Annotated in this window: 13 protein-coding genes; 12 read left to right on the top strand and 1 reads right to left on the bottom strand. The window is 70.6% G+C overall.

Features of this window, described 5'->3' with window-relative positions; genetic code table 11:
* Window positions 1-74: 74 nt before the first annotated feature.
* The 12 genes from dsrO to J2847_RS21045 all read left to right on the top strand — a co-directional run bounded on the left by dsrO (window position 75) and on the right by J2847_RS21045 (window position 13,739).
* Window positions 75-824, top strand: coding sequence for a sulfate reduction electron transfer complex DsrMKJOP subunit DsrO (dsrO, locus tag J2847_RS21100; protein ID WP_209780805.1), 750 nt, complete (start codon window positions 75-77; stop codon window positions 822-824).
* A complete protein-coding gene (gene nrfD / locus J2847_RS21095) occupies window positions 824-1,957 on the top strand; it encodes an NrfD/PsrC family molybdoenzyme membrane anchor subunit (protein WP_211114804.1) in 1,134 nt (377 codons plus the stop codon). The genes dsrO and nrfD overlap by 1 nt, the downstream gene beginning before the upstream one ends.
* A 29-nt stretch (window positions 1,958-1,986) precedes the next feature.
* A complete protein-coding gene (locus J2847_RS21090) occupies window positions 1,987-5,109 on the top strand; it encodes a molybdopterin dinucleotide binding domain-containing protein (RefSeq protein ID WP_209780803.1) in 3,123 nt (1,040 codons plus the stop codon).
* Between the two features lie 216 nt (window positions 5,110-5,325).
* Entirely contained in the window at window positions 5,326-5,979 is a 654-nt protein-coding gene (locus J2847_RS21085; RefSeq protein WP_209780802.1) for a LuxR C-terminal-related transcriptional regulator, read from the top strand.
* Between the two features lie 277 nt (window positions 5,980-6,256).
* Window positions 6,257-6,718 carry a hypothetical protein gene (locus tag J2847_RS21080; RefSeq protein ID WP_209780801.1) on the top strand — a complete coding sequence of 154 codons (462 nt, stop codon included), beginning with the start codon at window positions 6,257-6,259 and terminating at the stop codon, window positions 6,716-6,718.
* A gap of 48 nt (window positions 6,719-6,766) precedes the next feature.
* Entirely contained in the window at window positions 6,767-8,512 is a 1,746-nt protein-coding gene (gene flgK / locus J2847_RS21075; protein ID WP_209780800.1) for a flagellar hook-associated protein FlgK, read from the top strand.
* A gap of 11 nt (window positions 8,513-8,523) precedes the next feature.
* Window positions 8,524-9,438, top strand: coding sequence for a flagellin N-terminal helical domain-containing protein (locus J2847_RS21070; RefSeq protein ID WP_209780799.1), 915 nt, complete (start codon window positions 8,524-8,526; stop codon window positions 9,436-9,438).
* A gap of 160 nt (window positions 9,439-9,598) precedes the next feature.
* Window positions 9,599-10,423, top strand: a complete 825-nt coding sequence (locus J2847_RS21065; RefSeq protein WP_085552036.1) for a flagellin — start codon at window positions 9,599-9,601, stop codon at window positions 10,421-10,423.
* Between the two features lie 164 nt (window positions 10,424-10,587).
* Complete coding sequence (fliD, locus tag J2847_RS21060) at window positions 10,588-12,279, top strand: flagellar filament capping protein FliD (RefSeq protein ID WP_209780798.1); 1,692 nt, start codon at window positions 10,588-10,590, stop codon at window positions 12,277-12,279.
* 87 nt (window positions 12,280-12,366) lie between these two features.
* Entirely contained in the window at window positions 12,367-12,846 is a 480-nt protein-coding gene (locus J2847_RS21055) for a flagellar export chaperone FliS (protein ID WP_209780797.1), read from the top strand.
* The gene (locus tag J2847_RS21050; protein WP_233474676.1) at window positions 12,827-13,471 is read left to right on the top strand and encodes an RNA polymerase sigma factor; all 645 of its coding nucleotides are present in this window, start codon (window positions 12,827-12,829) and stop codon (window positions 13,469-13,471) included. The genes J2847_RS21055 and J2847_RS21050 overlap by 20 nt, the downstream gene beginning before the upstream one ends.
* Window positions 13,461-13,739 carry a hypothetical protein gene (locus tag J2847_RS21045; protein ID WP_209780795.1) on the top strand — a complete coding sequence of 93 codons (279 nt, stop codon included), beginning with the start codon at window positions 13,461-13,463 and terminating at the stop codon, window positions 13,737-13,739. Before J2847_RS21050 ends, J2847_RS21045 begins: the two co-directional genes overlap by 11 nt.
* A gap of 4 nt (window positions 13,740-13,743) precedes the next feature.
* Here the strand turns inward: J2847_RS21045 and J2847_RS21040 are convergent, their stop codons facing one another.
* A complete protein-coding gene (locus J2847_RS21040) occupies window positions 13,744-16,089 on the bottom strand; it encodes a tetratricopeptide repeat protein (RefSeq protein WP_209780794.1) in 2,346 nt (781 codons plus the stop codon).
* Window positions 16,090-16,142: the final 53 nt, after the last annotated feature.

Genomic DNA, 16,142 nt, shown 5'->3' with positions numbered 1-16,142 from the left:
GGTCCGCCTATCCTGGGCGCCCAAGGGGGTCGCGGAGCGCGACGCCCGTCAATCCAGGCGCGAGGGGACCGGCCATGGACCGATCACGACGGAATTTCTGCCTTGGCGCCGGGGCCGTGGCGGCGGGCGCGGCATCGCTGGAGCCGGCGCCGGCCGCCGCGATCCAGGCCCGTCGGGGCGGCGATCCGGCGCACCGCTGGGGCATGGTGGTCGATGTGCGCAAATGCGTCGGCTGCCAGGCCTGCACGGTCGCCTGCATCATGGAGAACGACGTCCCGGAAAACAGCTTCCGCACCATCGTCTCGACCTACGAGGTGACGGAGCGGGGCAAGGCCGGCTCCACCATGCTGCCGCGCCTGTGCAACCATTGCGAGGACGCGCCCTGCATCCCCGTCTGCCCGACCGGCGCCACCTTCCAGCGCAGGGACGGCATCGTGGTGGTCGACAACAGCGTCTGCGTCGGCTGCGCCTACTGTGTCCAGGCCTGCCCCTACGATGCGCGCTTCATCAACCACGAAACCCAGACCGCCGACAAATGCACCTTCTGCGTCCACCGGGTGGACGCCGGGCTGCTGCCCGCCTGCGTGGAGACCTGCGTCGGCGGCGCGCGAATCTTCGGCGACCTGAACGACCCGGACAGCAGCGTGTCGCGCCTCGTCCGCGAGGCCGACCCGAAGGTGCTGAAGCCGGAGCAGGGCACCCGGCCACGGGTCTTCTACGTCGGCCTCGACCCGAAATTCCAGGGCAAGGTGGACGGCACGCCGACCCTGTGGCGCCCCAGCGCGCACGCCGACCGCGCCCACGCCGAGAAGGAGCACGCGTGATGGACACCAGCATCGTCGAGCTCATCAACGTGACCCGCGAGGTCGCGTGGCTTCCCTGGGCCGTGCAGTATTTCTTCCTGATCGGCCTGTCGGTCGGCGGCCTGCTGCTGAGCCTGCCCGGCTACGCCTTCGCCACCACCTTTGCTCAGGAGGGCTGGCGCCGGCTCGGCCGGCTGGCCCTGCTGGTGGCCCTGACCTGCGGGCTGGCGGCGCCGGTGGCGCTGCTGTCCGACCTGCACCAGCCTGGCCGCTTCTGGCACTTCTACGTCGTGTTCCGCCCGAGTTCCTGGATGTGGTGGGGCTCGGTCTTCATCCCCTTCTACGTCACCGGGCTGCTGGTCTACGCCTGGGCCTGCCTGCGCGAGGAGTTGCAGGAGCATGGCCGGGTCGACAGCCGTCTCGCCGCTCTCTACCGGCTGGCCGCGCTCGGCGGCGGGCGCGACGACCGGCTGATCCGCGCCACCGGCCTCGTCGTCCTGGGCGGGGCGGCCCTGGTCGCCCTCTACACCGGCGTCGAGGTCGCGGTGGTCAAGGCGCGCCCGCTGTGGCACACGCCCATCCTGCCGCTCCAGTTCCTGACCACCGCGCTGGCCGGGGCCGCCGGGCTGGTGCTGGTGCTGAACCGCTTCGCCGCCGGCAACGACCGCGGCGTCGAACGGCTTGCCAACCGGCTGCTCGCCGGCTTCCTGGGAGCGGTGATGCTGTTCGGCGGGCTGTGGCTGGCGCTCGGCCTGTCCGGGATCGAACGGACGCACGCCGAGGCGCTGGAGAGCGTGGCGAACTCCGAAGCATGGCGCGTCACCGCGCTGTGGGCCGTGCTGGCGACCGTGGTGCCCTTCGCGATCGCCGTCGCCAGGCCGGTGGGAAGCGGCCTGCTGACCGGGCTGATCGCCGTGCACGGCGCCTGGATGTTCCGCTGGACCGTGTTCATCGGCGGGCAGACCGTGCCGAAGACCGGCGCCGGCTTCTACGAGTACGCGCTTCCGGCCGGTCCGGACGGCCTGCTCGGCATCGTCGGCACCGCCGGCCTGTGGCTCTTCCTGCTTCTCGTCATCACCGCCTTCCTGCCGGTCCCGCCCGATCCGGCGTCGCGCCCGATGTCCCGGCCGCTGCGCGCCATGGCCGCCGAATGACCGGGCGCGGGATCAAAGGAGTTTCCACCATGTCCATCTCCCCCAAATCCATTTCCCGTCGCATCCTCTTGAAGACCACCGCCGCGGGCGGCGCTCTCGCCGCCTTCGTCGGCGGCTTCTCCGAAACCGGCCGCAAGCTGGTCAGGGGCGCCTGGGCCGGGGAGCGGCCCGCCGACCCGATCTCCGGCAACGCGCCGGCGCCCGAATTCCGCGTCGATCCGGCGAGCGGCGACATCGCCCTCAATCCAGACCAGATCGTCGCCAACGTCGCCTGCCTCGGCTGCACCACGCTGTGCGGCGTGCGGGTGCGGGTCGACGTCGCGAGGAACAGGGTGCTGCGGGTCGCCGGCAACCCCTACAACCCGCTGTCCACCGACCCGTTCCTGCCCTACGGCACGCCCATCAAGGAAAGCTTCCGGTCGCTGTCGCGGCTGGACGAGAAGGGGCTCCAGGGCCGTTCGACCGCCTGCGGGCGCGGCAACGCGGCGCTGGAGATGCTGACCTCGCCCTTCCGGATCACCACGCCGATGAAGCGCGTCGGCCCGCGCGGCTCCGGCAAATGGGAGCCCATCGCCTTCGACCGGCTGGTCGAGGAGATCGCGGAGGGCGGCGATCTGTTCGGCGAGGGGCCGGTCGAGGGGCTGCGGAGCCTGCGCGACCTGAAGACGCCGATCGATCCGGCGGCGCCGGAGCTGGGCGCGAAGGTCAACCAGGTGGCCCTGCTGTCCTCGGTGAACGACGGGCGCGAGCCCTTCGTGCGCCGCTTCTTCAACCAGGCGTTCGGCACCATCAACTTCGTCGGCCATGGCTCCTATTGCGGCGGCGCCTACCGTTCCGGCTCGGGCGCGGTGTTCGGCGACGCCAAGGCGATGCCGCACGCCAAGCCGGATCTCCAGAACGCCGAGTTCGTGCTGTTCATCGGCACCGCCCCGTCGAACGCCGGCAACCCGTTCAAGCGGCAGGCCATGCTGCTGGCCAAGGGGCGCACCGACGGCGTGCTGAACTACGTCGTCGTCGATCCGGTGCTGACCAACGCCGACAACCGCGCGGTCGGCGGGCGCTCCGACTGGATTCCGATCCGGCCGGGCACCGACGGCGCGCTGGTCATGGGCATGATGCGCTGGATGTTCGAGAACGGGCGCATCGACGCCAAGTACCTGTCCCAGCCCAACGGCAAGGCGGCGGAAGCCGCCGGCGAGGCGGGCTGGTGCAACGCCACCCATCTGGTGATCGTGCGGAAGGGCCACCCGCGCGAGGGACGTCTGCTGCGCGCCTCCGACATGGGCTGGGTGACGCTGGACGAGACGGAGCGCTACGGCGCCAAGGACGCTTTCGTGGTGCTGGACACCGACGGCAAGCCCGTCGCGCACGACGCCCTGGCGGCGGCGGCGACGCTGTTCCACGACGGTCCGGTGGCGACACCGTCGGGCGAGGTGGCGGTGAAGACCGGCCTGACCCTGCTGCGCGATGAAACCATGAAGATGGACCTGCCCGGTTGCGCGGAGGTCTGCGGCGTCCCCGCCGACGTCATCGCCGGTCTGGCCCACGAGTTCACCAGCCATGGCAAGAAGGCCGCCGCCAACGCGCATGGCGGCATGATGGCGGGCAACGGCTTCTACAACGCCTTCGGCGTGGTGACGCTGAACACGCTGATCGGCAACCTGAACTGGAAGGGCGGCACCATCGTCGGCGGCGGCCGCTTTCCGGACGAGCAGGACGGCCCGCGCTACAAGCTCGCCAGCTTCCCCGGTCAGGTGAAGCCCTCGGGCATCGCCATCAGCCGCCCGGTCCCCTACGAGCGGTCGAGCGAGTTCAAGGCGAAGAAGGAGGCGGGCAAACCCTACCCGTCCAGGGCGCCCTGGTACCCCAACGCGCCGCAGCTGACGACCGAGTATCTGACCAGCGGCCTGGTGGACGGCTACCCGTACCCGCTGAAGGCGCTGGTGCTGTGGAACAGCAACCCGGTCTACGGCATTCCTGGAATCCGCGCCGCGGTGGAGGCGAAGCTGCGCGACCCGAAGGCGCTGCCGCTGATCGTCGCCATCGACCCCTTCATCAACGAGACCTCGGCCTTCGCCGACTATCTCGTGCCCGACACGGTGCTGTACGAGACCTGGGGCTGGGCGGCGCCCTGGGCCGGCGTGCCGACCAAGACGACGACCGCGCGCTGGCCGGTGGTCGATCCCCGCACCGACGCGTTGGCGGACGGGCGGCACGTCCAGATGGAGAGCTTCCTCATCGCCATGGCCAAGCGCCTCGGCCTGCCGGGCTTCGGTCCGGACGCCATCGAGGACATGGCGGGCAACACGCATCCCCTGGAACGGCCGGAGGACTGGTACCTGCGCGGCGGCGCCAACATCGCGTGGCTGGGCAAGCAGCCGGTGCCCGACGCCAGCGACGAGGACATCGCGCTGTCCGGGGTCGGGCGCGTGCTGCCCGCGCTGAAGACGGTGCTGAAGCCGGAGGAATGGCGCAAGGTCGCCTTCATCCTTGCCCGTGGCGGCCGTTACCAGAACCAAGCGGAGGGCTTCGAGGGCGACAAGGCGACCCACCGCTTCGCCAAGCCGCTGCTCGTCTACAACGAGGCGCTCGGCGCCTCGAGGAGCAGCGTCACCGGCCGGCGCTGGACCGGCACGGCGGCTTGGATGGCGCCCGTCTTCGCCGACGGCACGCCGGTGGACCGCGTCCACAGGCCGGCGGACTGGCCCTTCCGTCTGGTCAGCTCGAAGTCGGTGCTGGTCAGCGCCTACACCATCGCCGCCAGCCGCCTGCGCCATCTGCACCCGGAGAACCCGGTCGGCATCAACGCGGAAGACGCCCGGAGCCTCGGCATCGAGACCGGCGACCGCATCCGCATCGCGACACCGGGCGGTGCCGAGCTGGCGACCGCCATCGTCCGCCACGGTGTCATGCCGGGCGTGCTGGCGGTGGAGCACGGCTTCGGCCACAAGGAGTACGGTGCCCGTCCGCACGTCATCGGCGGCAGAAGCCAGCCTGCGGTCCCGGAGATCGGCGCGGGCGTCAACCTCAACGACCTCGGCCTCGCCGACCCGACCCGCCAGGGAGCGTCGGTGTGGGTCGATCCCGTCGCGGGGACGGCCGTCCGCCAGGGCATTCCGGCGCGTCTGGAGCGTATCGCCGCCGCGGCATGAGTCAGCGTGGCGAGGCCTATGCCGTTGGCCATGGCGGATCGGCGGAACCGCCGAGTCTGGGCGGGGCGGACCGTTGGCGGTAGAACGCATTTCCGAGCGTTCTTCGACCAAGCTCCTGTTTTCCCGGTGCTTTCTCCGAATTAGCTTTGGATGGCACGACCGAGACCGGCGGCACCCCGAATGGCGGGGCCGCCCTTCACAGCAGGGAACCCGGCCATGACCCCGACCACCGTTGTCCTCGTCGACCCGAACCGTCTGTTCCGCGAGGGAATGAAGCGGTTGTTCGACGGCTCGCGCTTCCAGATCGTCGGCGAGGCCGCCGATCCGCGCGCCACCGTCGCGTCGCAGGCCGCGATCCTGCTGATCGACCCGGTGGAGGACCTCACCTCCGACACCGTCCAGACGCTGCGCGCCGCGCATCCGAAGGCCCGCCTCGTGGTGCTGACCGGCGAACTGGACGCCCAGCGCCTGACCAGCGCGCTGAAGGCCGGCGTCGACGGCTATCTGCGCAAGGACATCGCCAGCGAGGCGCTGATGCAGTCGCTGACCCTGGTGACGATGGGCGAGAAGGTGTTCCCGACCGACCTCGCCGCCCTGCTGATCGGCGGCCGTGGCGAGGCCCTGGTCGAGGAACCGGCCCCGCGCAAGGGACTGTCGCAGCGGGAGCGGCAGATCCTCCAATGCCTGCTGCGCGGCCACAGCAACAAGATGATCGCCAACCATCTGGCCATCACCGAGGCGACGGTGAAGGTCCACCTGAAGAGCCTGCTGCGCAAGATCAACGCCTCCAACCGCACCCAGGCCGCCATCTGGGCGATGAACAACGGCATCGGCCAGGATGCCGCCGAGACGGCGGCCATGCCCGTCTGACCCAGGCCGACCGGCCTTCGTCTTCACCGGTCGGGGCTCCGGCTCCGCCGGTTCCGCCGGGTTCATCGGGGCGACCGTGCCGTCATGGCGCGGTCGCCTTTTTCTTGGGCGCGCGGCGGATGGCCGACGGCGCGGTTCGCCGGCCTCCCCGGCGGGCGCGTCACCAGGGAGCGAGGGCGTTCGGACGCCCGGTCTCCGCATCCCTGAAAAAACCGCGCCAGTTCCTTCCCCTCCACCCGTGCAAGGAAGCGTTCGACCCCACCCAAGGAGCCCCGCCATGACGACCACGCCGGCAAACACCGTCTTCCTGCGTGTCGATCCGGTGGAGGTTCTGGAGGGCTTTGCCGCCGAGCTGGACGCCCACGCCGCCGCCGCGGCGAAGGCCGTGCGCGAGGGCCGCGCGCGCGACGCCCTGCTGGCGGCCGGCGCCATGCAGTCGCTGCTCGCCGCCTGGAAGGATCGGCTGGCCGATGCGTTGGGGCAGGCGCGCAGCAAGCGCGTGCCGCCCGCCGTCCGCGCCGCCGCCCGGCGGGCCGCCGCGCGCGTGCTGCCGGTGCTGCGCGACCCGATGCGCGAGATGGAGGCGCGGATCCGCATTCACCGCGACCGGCAGGCTGCCATTGGTGCCGCCCTGCGCGCCGCCTCCACCGCCCCGGCGATGTCCTACGGCGCCAGCGCCCGCTACGGCGTGCGGGTGGGGGAGCGCACGGTGCGCCACGCGCTGGCCGTCACCGTCTGACGCCGCGAGCCCGCCCCCACATCCCCCCGTTCTTCCGGAGACGCCGCCATGTCCCTTCGTGTCGCGGGTTCCATCGCCACCTCGGCGCTCCGCACGGCGGAGGTCGGCATGGCGGTGGCCGCCTCCAACGTCGCCAACGCCGGCACCGACGGCTACACGCGCAAGGTGGCGTCCAACGCCACCAGCGACACCGCCGTCGGCTACGCCAGCGTCGACGTCGCCAGGATCGGCAGCACCGTCAACCAGTTCCTGCTGAAGACCATCGTCACGGCGATGTCCGGCCTGGGCGCCGCGGAGACCCGCAACAGCTACCTGGACCAGCTCCAGTCGGCGATGGGCAGCGTGACGGCCGACGAGGACAGCGGCGGCAGCGACCTCGGCTCAATGATCAACGCGGTGGCCGACGTCGCCGCCACGCTCGCCACCTCGCCGGAAAGCCAGAGCGCCAAGGCGGCCGTCGTGCAGTCGGTCTCCGATCTGGCGGAGAGCCTGCGCAACATCTCGGCCTCGGTGCAGGCGCTGCGCGCGCAGGCCGACGACGGGATCGCCACCACGGTCGACAGCATCAACCGGTCGCTGGGCACGCTCGACGACCTCAACGGCCGCATCGTGAAGGGCAGGGCGCTCGGCCAGAACACCGCCGACCTGGAGGACCAGCGCAACGAGGCGCTGAAGGGCCTCGCCGAGACCATCGGCGTCACCTACCAGATCGACGGCAACGGCCTGATGCGCATCTCGACGACATCCGGCAAGTCGCTGCTGGATTCCTCGGTCCACGCGCTGTCCTACACGGCGGCGGCCTCGGTCGGCGCCGGCACGCTCTACAGCCCGACCGGGACCAGCGGCTTCCAGGGCATCATGATCGACGGCATCGACATCACGACGTCGCTGAAGGGCGGCACGCTGAGCGCGCTGGTCGCGTTGCGCGACACCGACCTGCCGGCGCAGCAGGCGCAGCTCGACGAGCTGGCGACGACGCTGAAGGAGTCGCTGAACGCCATCCAGAACCAGGGCACCGCCTACCCGCCGCCGCAGAGTCTGACCGGAACCGCGACAGTCGCCGGCACCGACGCGCTGGCCGTCACCGGCGGCACGTTGCGCGTCGCCGTCACCGACGCCACGGGCACGGCGGCGGAGGTGCTCGACATCGACCTGTCGACGATGGCGACCATGCAGGACGTCGTCGACGCCATCAACATGATGGGCAACGCCAACGCCTCGATCTCCACCGACGGCAAGCTGGTCATCTCGGCCAACGGCGCCGGCAGCGGCATCGCGCTCGGCGGCGACGGCGGGGCGTTTTCGGCCGCCTACGGGATGAACGACCTGCTGACCGGCTCCGGAGCCTCGGACATCCGGATTTCCAGTGCCGTCGGGGCCAACAGCGCGCTTCTGGCAACCGGGGCGCTGTCGGCGGCGTCGGGTCTGGCGGCGGGGGACACCGCGCTGACCAGCGGCGACGGGTCGGTGGCGCGCTCGCTCAGCGCCGCCTTCTCCGCCTCGCGCGGCTTCGACGCGGCGGGTGGGCTCGCCGGCCGCAGCACCAGTTTCGCCGGCTACGCCGGGGCGGTCATCCAGAGCGCGGCGACGCTCGCCGCCAAGGCGGCGACCGCCTACGAGAGCCAGAGCAGCTACGCCAACGGCCTGGAGACGAGTTTCGCGTCCCAGAGCGGCGTCAACGTCGACGAGGAGACCGCGGCGATCTCCACCCTGCAATCCGCCTACGAGGCCGCCGCGGCGGTGATGTCGGCGTTGCAGGAGATGTTCGACGCGGCGCTGAACATGGTCCAGTAGAGGAGACCGCGATGGAACGGGTCGCGACCTACAACCACCAGAACACGCTCGTCCAGTACATGATGAAGGCGGAGGCGAAGGTCGCCGCCGAACAGGTGCGTTCGGCCAGCGGTCTGAACTCGACCGACTACAAGGGCATCGCGACGGACAGCGGCCGGCTCGTCAATCTGGAAAGCCACTACAGGCGGCTGGAGCGGTACATCGACGAGGGCGAGGTCGTGAACGGCCGGATCCAGAGCATGTACGACGCGGTCGGCGGCATGGCCGACCTGACGTCGCGGCTCAGCGCGCTGGTGGTCGGGCTCCAGGGCAACAACGCCGCCGGGGTCGAGGGCGTCGTCGCCGAGGCGGCGGAGCTGATGAAGGAGTTCGCCGGTCTGCTGAACACCCGGCAGGAGGGGCGCTACCTGTTCGCCGGCGGGCGCACCGACCAGCCGGCCGTGACCATCGACGGCGCCGCCTACCCGGCGGCGACGACCGTGCCGTCGAGCGCCGACACCCGCTATTACCAGGGCGATTCGACGGTCGCGCATTTCCAGGCGGCCGACGATCTGATCCTGTCCTATGGCGTGACGGCGAACGAGCCCGGCTTCGAGAAGGCGCTGCGCGCCTTCAACCTGCTCGCCAACCTGGCGACCAATCCGGTGGACACCGCCGTTCTCGACGAGGTGACGAGGCTCGCCTCGGATTCGACCGACGCGCTGGCGGTGACGCAGGCCAGGCTGGGCGCGGCCAGCGCCTCGCTGGAGCGCACCATCGACCGCCACGTCGACGAGCAGCTCGTGCTGCAAAGCCACGTCGACGACATCCGCAGCGTCGATCTGGCGGAATCCACCACCCGCCTGTCGCAGCTCCAGGCCTCGCTGGAGGCGACGATGAGCCTGATGAAGATCCTCGAAGAGAACAATCTGTCCAAGTACCTGTGACGGCTTCGCTTTTCCTCCCTCTCCCGCCCCTGGGGAGGGAATTCGGGGGAGAGGAAAAAATCGAAGGCACCGCGAAAAACCCCGCCAGCTTTCGGTCCACCGCCCGTGAGTCCCTGTGAGGGTCGCCGAAACGGCCCGGTTCGATCCAGGAGACCACACCATGCCCGTCATCACGACCAACACCGCCTCCAACTCGGCCCTCCGGTACCTGAACATCAACTCCGACAACCAGGCGAACTCGGTGTCCAAGATCGCCAGCGGGTCGCGGATCACCAAGGCGTCGGACGACGCGGCCGGTCTGGCGGTCGGCACCTCGCTTCAGTCGGACATCACGGTGCTGAACCAGGCCGCCACCAACGCCTCGCACGGCTCGTCGATCCTGCAAACCGCCGACGGCGGCATGTCCAGCATCTCCGACATCGTGCAGCGCATGCGCTCGCTGGCGACCCAGGCGCTGTCCGGCTCGGTCACCGACAACGAGCGCACCTATCTCGACGCCGAGTTCCAGCAGCTCCAGGACGAAATCGACGGCATCGCGTCGGGCACGCGATTCAACGACGAATCGCTGCTCGACGGCACCGAGAACTGGGCGACCGGCGTCGATTTCCGCGTCGGCACCACGGCCAACGACAAGATCACCGTGTCGATCGCCAACGTGACGACCACCGGGCTCGCCATCAACACCAACGACATCACCAGCTCGGCCAACGCCGCCACCGCGCTGACCGCGCTGGACGCGGCGGTCACCACCCTGTCGGACGCCCGCGCCGACGTCGGCGCGCTGATCTCGCGCTTCGAGTTCCGCAGCGACATGATCGACACGACCATCGAGAACACCGAGGCGGCGCAGTCCGCCATCATGGACGTCGACGTCGCCGCCGAACAGTCGAAGCTGGCCTCGACCAAGGTGCTGACCCAGGCCGCCATCGCCGTGCTTTCCCAGGCGAACTCGATGCCCGAGCAGCTTCTCTCCCTGCTCCGCTGACGGTTCGTCGACCGCCGGTCCCCAGGGAAACCCGGACCGTCCGCGCCGCCTCGCAAACGGCGGGCGTCCGCCACGGACCGGCGGTCACTTCCCTTTCGTCCCTTCGCCCGCACCCCCGCCGCCGACGCGCCGCCGTCCGCTGGCCACAGGATGGGTTTGCCGCCATGACGACCGTGTCCTCGACGTCAACGACCACATCGACCTCGGCTGGCACCGGCTATTCCGCCCTGTCCTCCAGCAGCTCCGGCACCGGCATCGACTATTCGCTGCTGATCGAGGCCAAGGTGCAGGCGCGTCTGGTGCGGGCCGACCGCATCGACGCCAAGATCACCGCCAACGAGGCGAAGGTCAGTGCCTACGGCGACCTGCAAAGTCTCCTCCAGACCGTCAACAGTTCGCTGGACGGCCTGCGCAACCGCTCCACCGCGACCGGCGCGTCGAGCAACCTGTTCGGCCAGCGCACCGCCTACATCGGCGACGGCGACGTGTTCAGCGCCACGGTGGCCGACGGGACCGAGACCGGCACCTACTCCGTGGTCGTCCAGCAGCTCGCCACCAGGCACAAGATCGGCGCCGACGCGGTCGGCAGCAAGACGAGCGCGCTCGGCCAGTCGGGCAGCTTCACCCTGCAAGCGGCCGACGGCAGCGCGGTGACGATCGTCATGGACGCCGACGACAGCCTGACCGACCTGCGCGACGCCATCAACGCGCGGAAAGCGGCGAGCGGCGTCACCGCCAGCATCGTGCAGGTCAGCAACAGCAGCTACCAGCTCATCCTGACCGCCAACAACACCGGCGAGGCGATCTCGGTGACCGACGGCGGCGGCAGCGGGCTGGCGGGCGCGCTCGGGCTGACCGACGGCTCCGGCAACGTGAGGAACGAGCTGGTCGCCGTGCAGGAGGCCATCGTCCAGATCGACGGCGTGACGATCACCCGCAGTTCCAACACCATCGCCGACGCCATCGAGGGCGTGACGCTGAACCTCTACACCGCCAGTCCCGACACCGCGGTGTCGATGGAGGTGTCGACCGACCTGTCCTCGATCAAGACGGCGATCACCGGCTTCGTCGACGCCTACAACGCGCTGCGCGACTTCGTGGTGCAGCAGCAGGCGACCAACAGCAACGGCACCAAGACCGACAGCGCCACCCTGTTCGCCGACAGCCTGCTGCGGCAGGTCACCAAGTCGGTCTATGCGGCGCTGAACACGTCGGTCGCCACCGACGACGGCAACGTGCTGTCGCTCGCCTCGCTCGGCATCGGCTTCGACAGCTCCAACAATCTGGAGCTGGACGAGGACACGCTGAACAGCTTCCTGACCAGCGACATCGACGCGGTCCGGCAGCTGCTCGGCCTGAACATGACCGCGTCGTCGAGCCAGATCTCACTGCTGCGCTACAACACCGGCCTGACCAGCGCGTCCTTCACGCTGGACATCGAGGTCGGCTCGGACGGGTCGCTCGGTTCGGTGTCCGTCGGCGGTGACAGCTCGCTGTTCACGGTCAGCGGCAACCGCATCATCGGCGCCACCGGCTCGATCTACGACGGCATCGTCATGGTCTACACCGGGGGAGGCGGCAGCGTCGACGTCGACTTCTCCCAGGGGCTGGCCGACCGGCTCTACACGACGATCGACAAGTTCGCCAACCGCTACAGCGGCGACCTCGCCACCATCATCAACAGCCTTGAAGCCAACGACACCGAGCTGCAAAGCCGGTCCGACGACATCCGGGCCAAGGCGGAAACCTACCGCACCACCCTGACCGCCTACTACGCCCGGCTGGAGGCCGCCGCCGAGACCGCGGCGCTGCTGCTGAAGCAGCTCACCTACAAGTCGAACGACGACGACGATTGACGACGGCCAAGACGGCGACCGACGGCGGGCGCTCCCCTCCACCCGGCCGGTTTCCCTCCGGCCAGACCGCACAGAAGGACCTGCGCCATGCGCAACCCGTTCCTCAACAAAGCCATTTCCGCCTACACCACCGCCAACAGCGCGGTGCCGCCGCTGGTCGCCGTGGTGCGGCTCTACGAACGGGCGATGGCCCATCTGTACGCGGCGCGCGCCGCCGCCGCCGCGGGCCGGTTCGAGGCGCATCACGACGCGGTGAATCGCGCCGTCATGATCTTCGCGGGCCTTGATTCCATTCTGATTTTCGACAAATATGAGGATGTGGCTACGACGCTGCGGCAGTTCTACCGCCGCCTCATCGTCCAGGCCGGGGCAGCGGCGAGCCGGCGGGATCCGGTGGCCGCCTGCGACTCGCTCATCAGCCAGCTGTCCTTCATGCTGAAGGCGTGGCAGTCCATCGCCGCAGAACGCGGCGAGGCATCCAGTGTCGCCGGTGCGACGGCCAAAGGGCCGCATGCATCCGTCGTCGGGAGAACGATGGATCATGCACATGGCGGAATCTCGGCTTGACGAGCGCGGCGGCGCCGTGAACCGCGGGCCGGTCACGGCGGGCGTCAACATCGCGACGGGCGAGGAGCCGGACGAGGCGCTGATGGCGCTGATCCGCGCCGGCGACCAGACGGCCTACCGCCGCCTGGTGCACCGCCACCTGAAGCGCACCTACGGGCTGGCGCGCCGCCTGTGCGGCAACGAGGCGGAGGCCGAGGACATCGTCCAGGACGCCTTTCTCCAGGTCTGGCAGCGCCGCGCTCAATGGACCGACGAGGGGGCGAAATTCACCACTTGGCTGTACCGCGTGGTGGTGAACCGCTGCATCGACCACAAGCGCCGCCCGGTCGGCCAGGACATCGAGGCGGTGCCGGAACCCGCCGACGTCGCTCCCGACGCCGTTCACACCATCCAGCGCCGGCAGGTCGCCGCCCGGCTCGCCGACGCCCAGACAATGCTGACGCCGCAGCAGCGCGCCGCCGTGACCCTGTTTTATTACGAGAATTTAAGCAACGCGGACATCGCGATCGTTATGCGGATCAGCGTGGGTGCTGTAGAGTCCCTGCTGAAACGCGCGCGCCAGCAGCTCCGCCTGCTGCTGCGGGCGAGCGCGCAGGCGGCCAAGGATTCGTTCGATGACGGATGAGGAGTTCCGCGACCATCTGGATCGCTTCGGCGGCGACCTCGCCCTGTGGCCGCCCCCGGCGGCGCGGGACGCGCGGCGCCTTCTGCTGCGTTCGATTCCCGCGCAGAGGATGCTGGACGAGGCAACGGCGGTCGAGCTGGGGTTGAGCCGGCCGGAACCGGGGCCTCCGGCGGGGCTGGCCGACCGCATCTTCGAGGCGGCCTTCCGCTCGGAACCGTCCGACCGGGGATTCGACGAGGAGCTGGAGCGGCCGAAACGGCTGATGTGACGGGTCAGCGCCTTTTCCGGCCGCTTTCCTTCTTTCCACCCTCCACCCGCGGCAAACGGCGCAGTTCCGCGGCGATGCGCGCCAGCACATCCCCCAGCCCCTGGCCGGACAGCGGCTGGAACACGCGCATCGACGGGTACCAGGGGCGGTTGGCGGTGCCCAGATGGGTCCAGTCGCGATGGCCGAAGCGCCAGACCGGGACGCCCAGCGCCCCGGCCAGCTCGGCCACCGAATTGGCCGGGGCGATCACCAGATCCAGGTTGGCGATCAGCGCCGCCGTCTCCTCGAAATCGTCGCGCAGGTCGAGCCCGGTCCAGCCATGGATCGGGCGGCCGAAGCGCGCCTCGGCCTGCGCGATCTCGGCGCGGCATTCGTCGTATTGCAGGTTGACGAAGGTGACGCCCGGCACCGCGAAGACCGGCCCCCATTGATCGAGCGGCAGGTAGGACGCCCGGCGTTCCTCGGCCATCAGCTGGCTGCGCCAGCTGATCCCGACCCGGAGCCCGGTCCCGTCGGCCTCCAGCCGCTCGCGCCAGTCGGCGACCAGCGCCGTGTCGGGGAACAGCCAGGAGGACCGCGCGGGAAAGCTCCCCAGCGTGTCGCGCAGCCGGCGGGGCAGCGAGCCGGCCGGGATGTGGCAGTCGCAATCGACGACCTCCGCCTCGGTCAGCCCGTGCAGCGGCTGCTCGGCGCGGACCAGGGCGCGCGGGAAGGAGCGGGTGAACAGCGGCACCAGCCGCCGCTCGCATTCGATCACCACCGAACCGGCCATGCGGATGGCGTCGGCGTAGCAGGAGGCGAAGAGGAACTCGTCGCCGACCCCCTGCTCGCGCCAGACGAACAGCCGCTTGCCGGCCAGCGGCTCGCCCTGCCATTCGGGAATGGTGAAGCGGCGCTCCGGCCGCGCCCGCCCGGCCCGGAACCGGCTGGCGTAGTCGGCCCAGCCGCTGCTCAACGCGCCCTGTTCGAGCGCCAGCAGGCCGCGGTTGAAGCGGGCCAGCGCGTGGCCGGGCAGGGCCGCGACCGCGCGGTCGAACAGGCGGTGCGCGCCGGGCCGGCCCAGGCGCTGCTCGACCAGCCCCAGCGTGCAGAGCGGGTCGGCCAGCGCCGGCGCCAGCGCCAGGGCGGTGCGGCAGGCGCGGGCCGCCTCGATCAGGCGTCCGGCGCCGCTCAGCGCGTAGGCGAGCACCGCATGCAGCGGCGCGTGCTCCGGCATCAGCCGCAAGGCGCGGCGCAGATGCAGCGCGGCCGGGGCGAAGCGCTCCTGGTCGCGCAACTCGCCCCCGAGGTTGCCGAGCGCGTCGGCAAAGCCGGGGTTGAGCGCCAGCGCGCGTGCCCAGCACTCCGCCGCCTCGGCGCGGCGGCCGGTGGCTTTCAAGACGTTGCCGAGGTTGTTCCAAGCCTCCGGTTGCCGGCGGTCGAGGGCGATGGCGCGCCGCTGGAAGGCTTCGGCCGGACCCCAGGCGCCCAGCGCCGCGTTGGCCAGCCCGATGTTGATGAGGGCCGGCGCATGGTGCGGGACCAGCGCCAGCACGGCGGCGAAGCAGCCGCGCGCCTCGGCGTGGCGTCCTAGCCCGTGCAGCAGCAGGCCGAGGTTGTTGCGCGCCTCGACATTCTCCGGCTGCCGGCGCAGCGCCTCGACGTGGCAGTCCCGCGCCCGTTCCGTCTGTCCCAGGGTCTGCCAGACCGCTCCCAGGTTGGCCCAGACCGAGGCGTTGCCGACGTCGCGCTTCAGGGCCTCCTGGTAGGCGTGGACGGCGTCGGCCGGGCGGCCCCGGCGGCGCAGCGCGTTGGCCAGCGTGATCCAGGCGCCCGCGTCGCCGGGGCGCATCCGCACCGCCAGCCGGTAGCAGCCGATCGCGGCGTCGATCCGCCGCAGATCCTCGAGCGCGCGGCCCAGCCCGAGCCGGGCTTCCGGTGCCGTCGGGACCAGCCGGACGGCGGCGTTGAAGGCGCGGAGCGCCAGCGTCGGCCGCCCCAGCCGGCCGGCGGCGGCGCCCAGCAGGCACAGCGCGTCGGCGTCGTCGGGGTTGAGCGCCAGGGCGCGCCGGGCGCAGGCGAGGGCCGGGGCGGCACGCCCCTCCTCCAGCAGCGATTGGCCGAGCGCGAGATGGTAGGAGCCGACGGTGGCGTTGCCGCGCGCCGCCGTGACGAACAGCGCGGTCGCCGCCTTGCGGCGCCCGTCCTGGTAGACGATGTGGCCCAGCAGATGCGCCGCGTCGCTGTGGGTCGGGTCGATGCGCAGGATTTCGCGGTAGAACCGCTCCGCCCGCTCGGTCTGTCCGGCGTTGTGATGCTGAACCGCCAGCCGCAGCAAGCTGTCGGTCTGCCGTGTCGCGTTCCCGGTCATGGTCCGTCGCCGTCCCGTCTGTCGGATGATGGGCGGTGAGTTCACCGCGCCTG

The organism is Azospirillum agricola, assembly GCF_017876095.1.
Classification (GTDB): domain Bacteria; phylum Pseudomonadota; class Alphaproteobacteria; order Azospirillales; family Azospirillaceae; genus Azospirillum; species Azospirillum agricola.
Note: the sequence above shows the minus strand (reverse complement) of the source record. Positions and strands in the feature narration are given on the sequence as shown.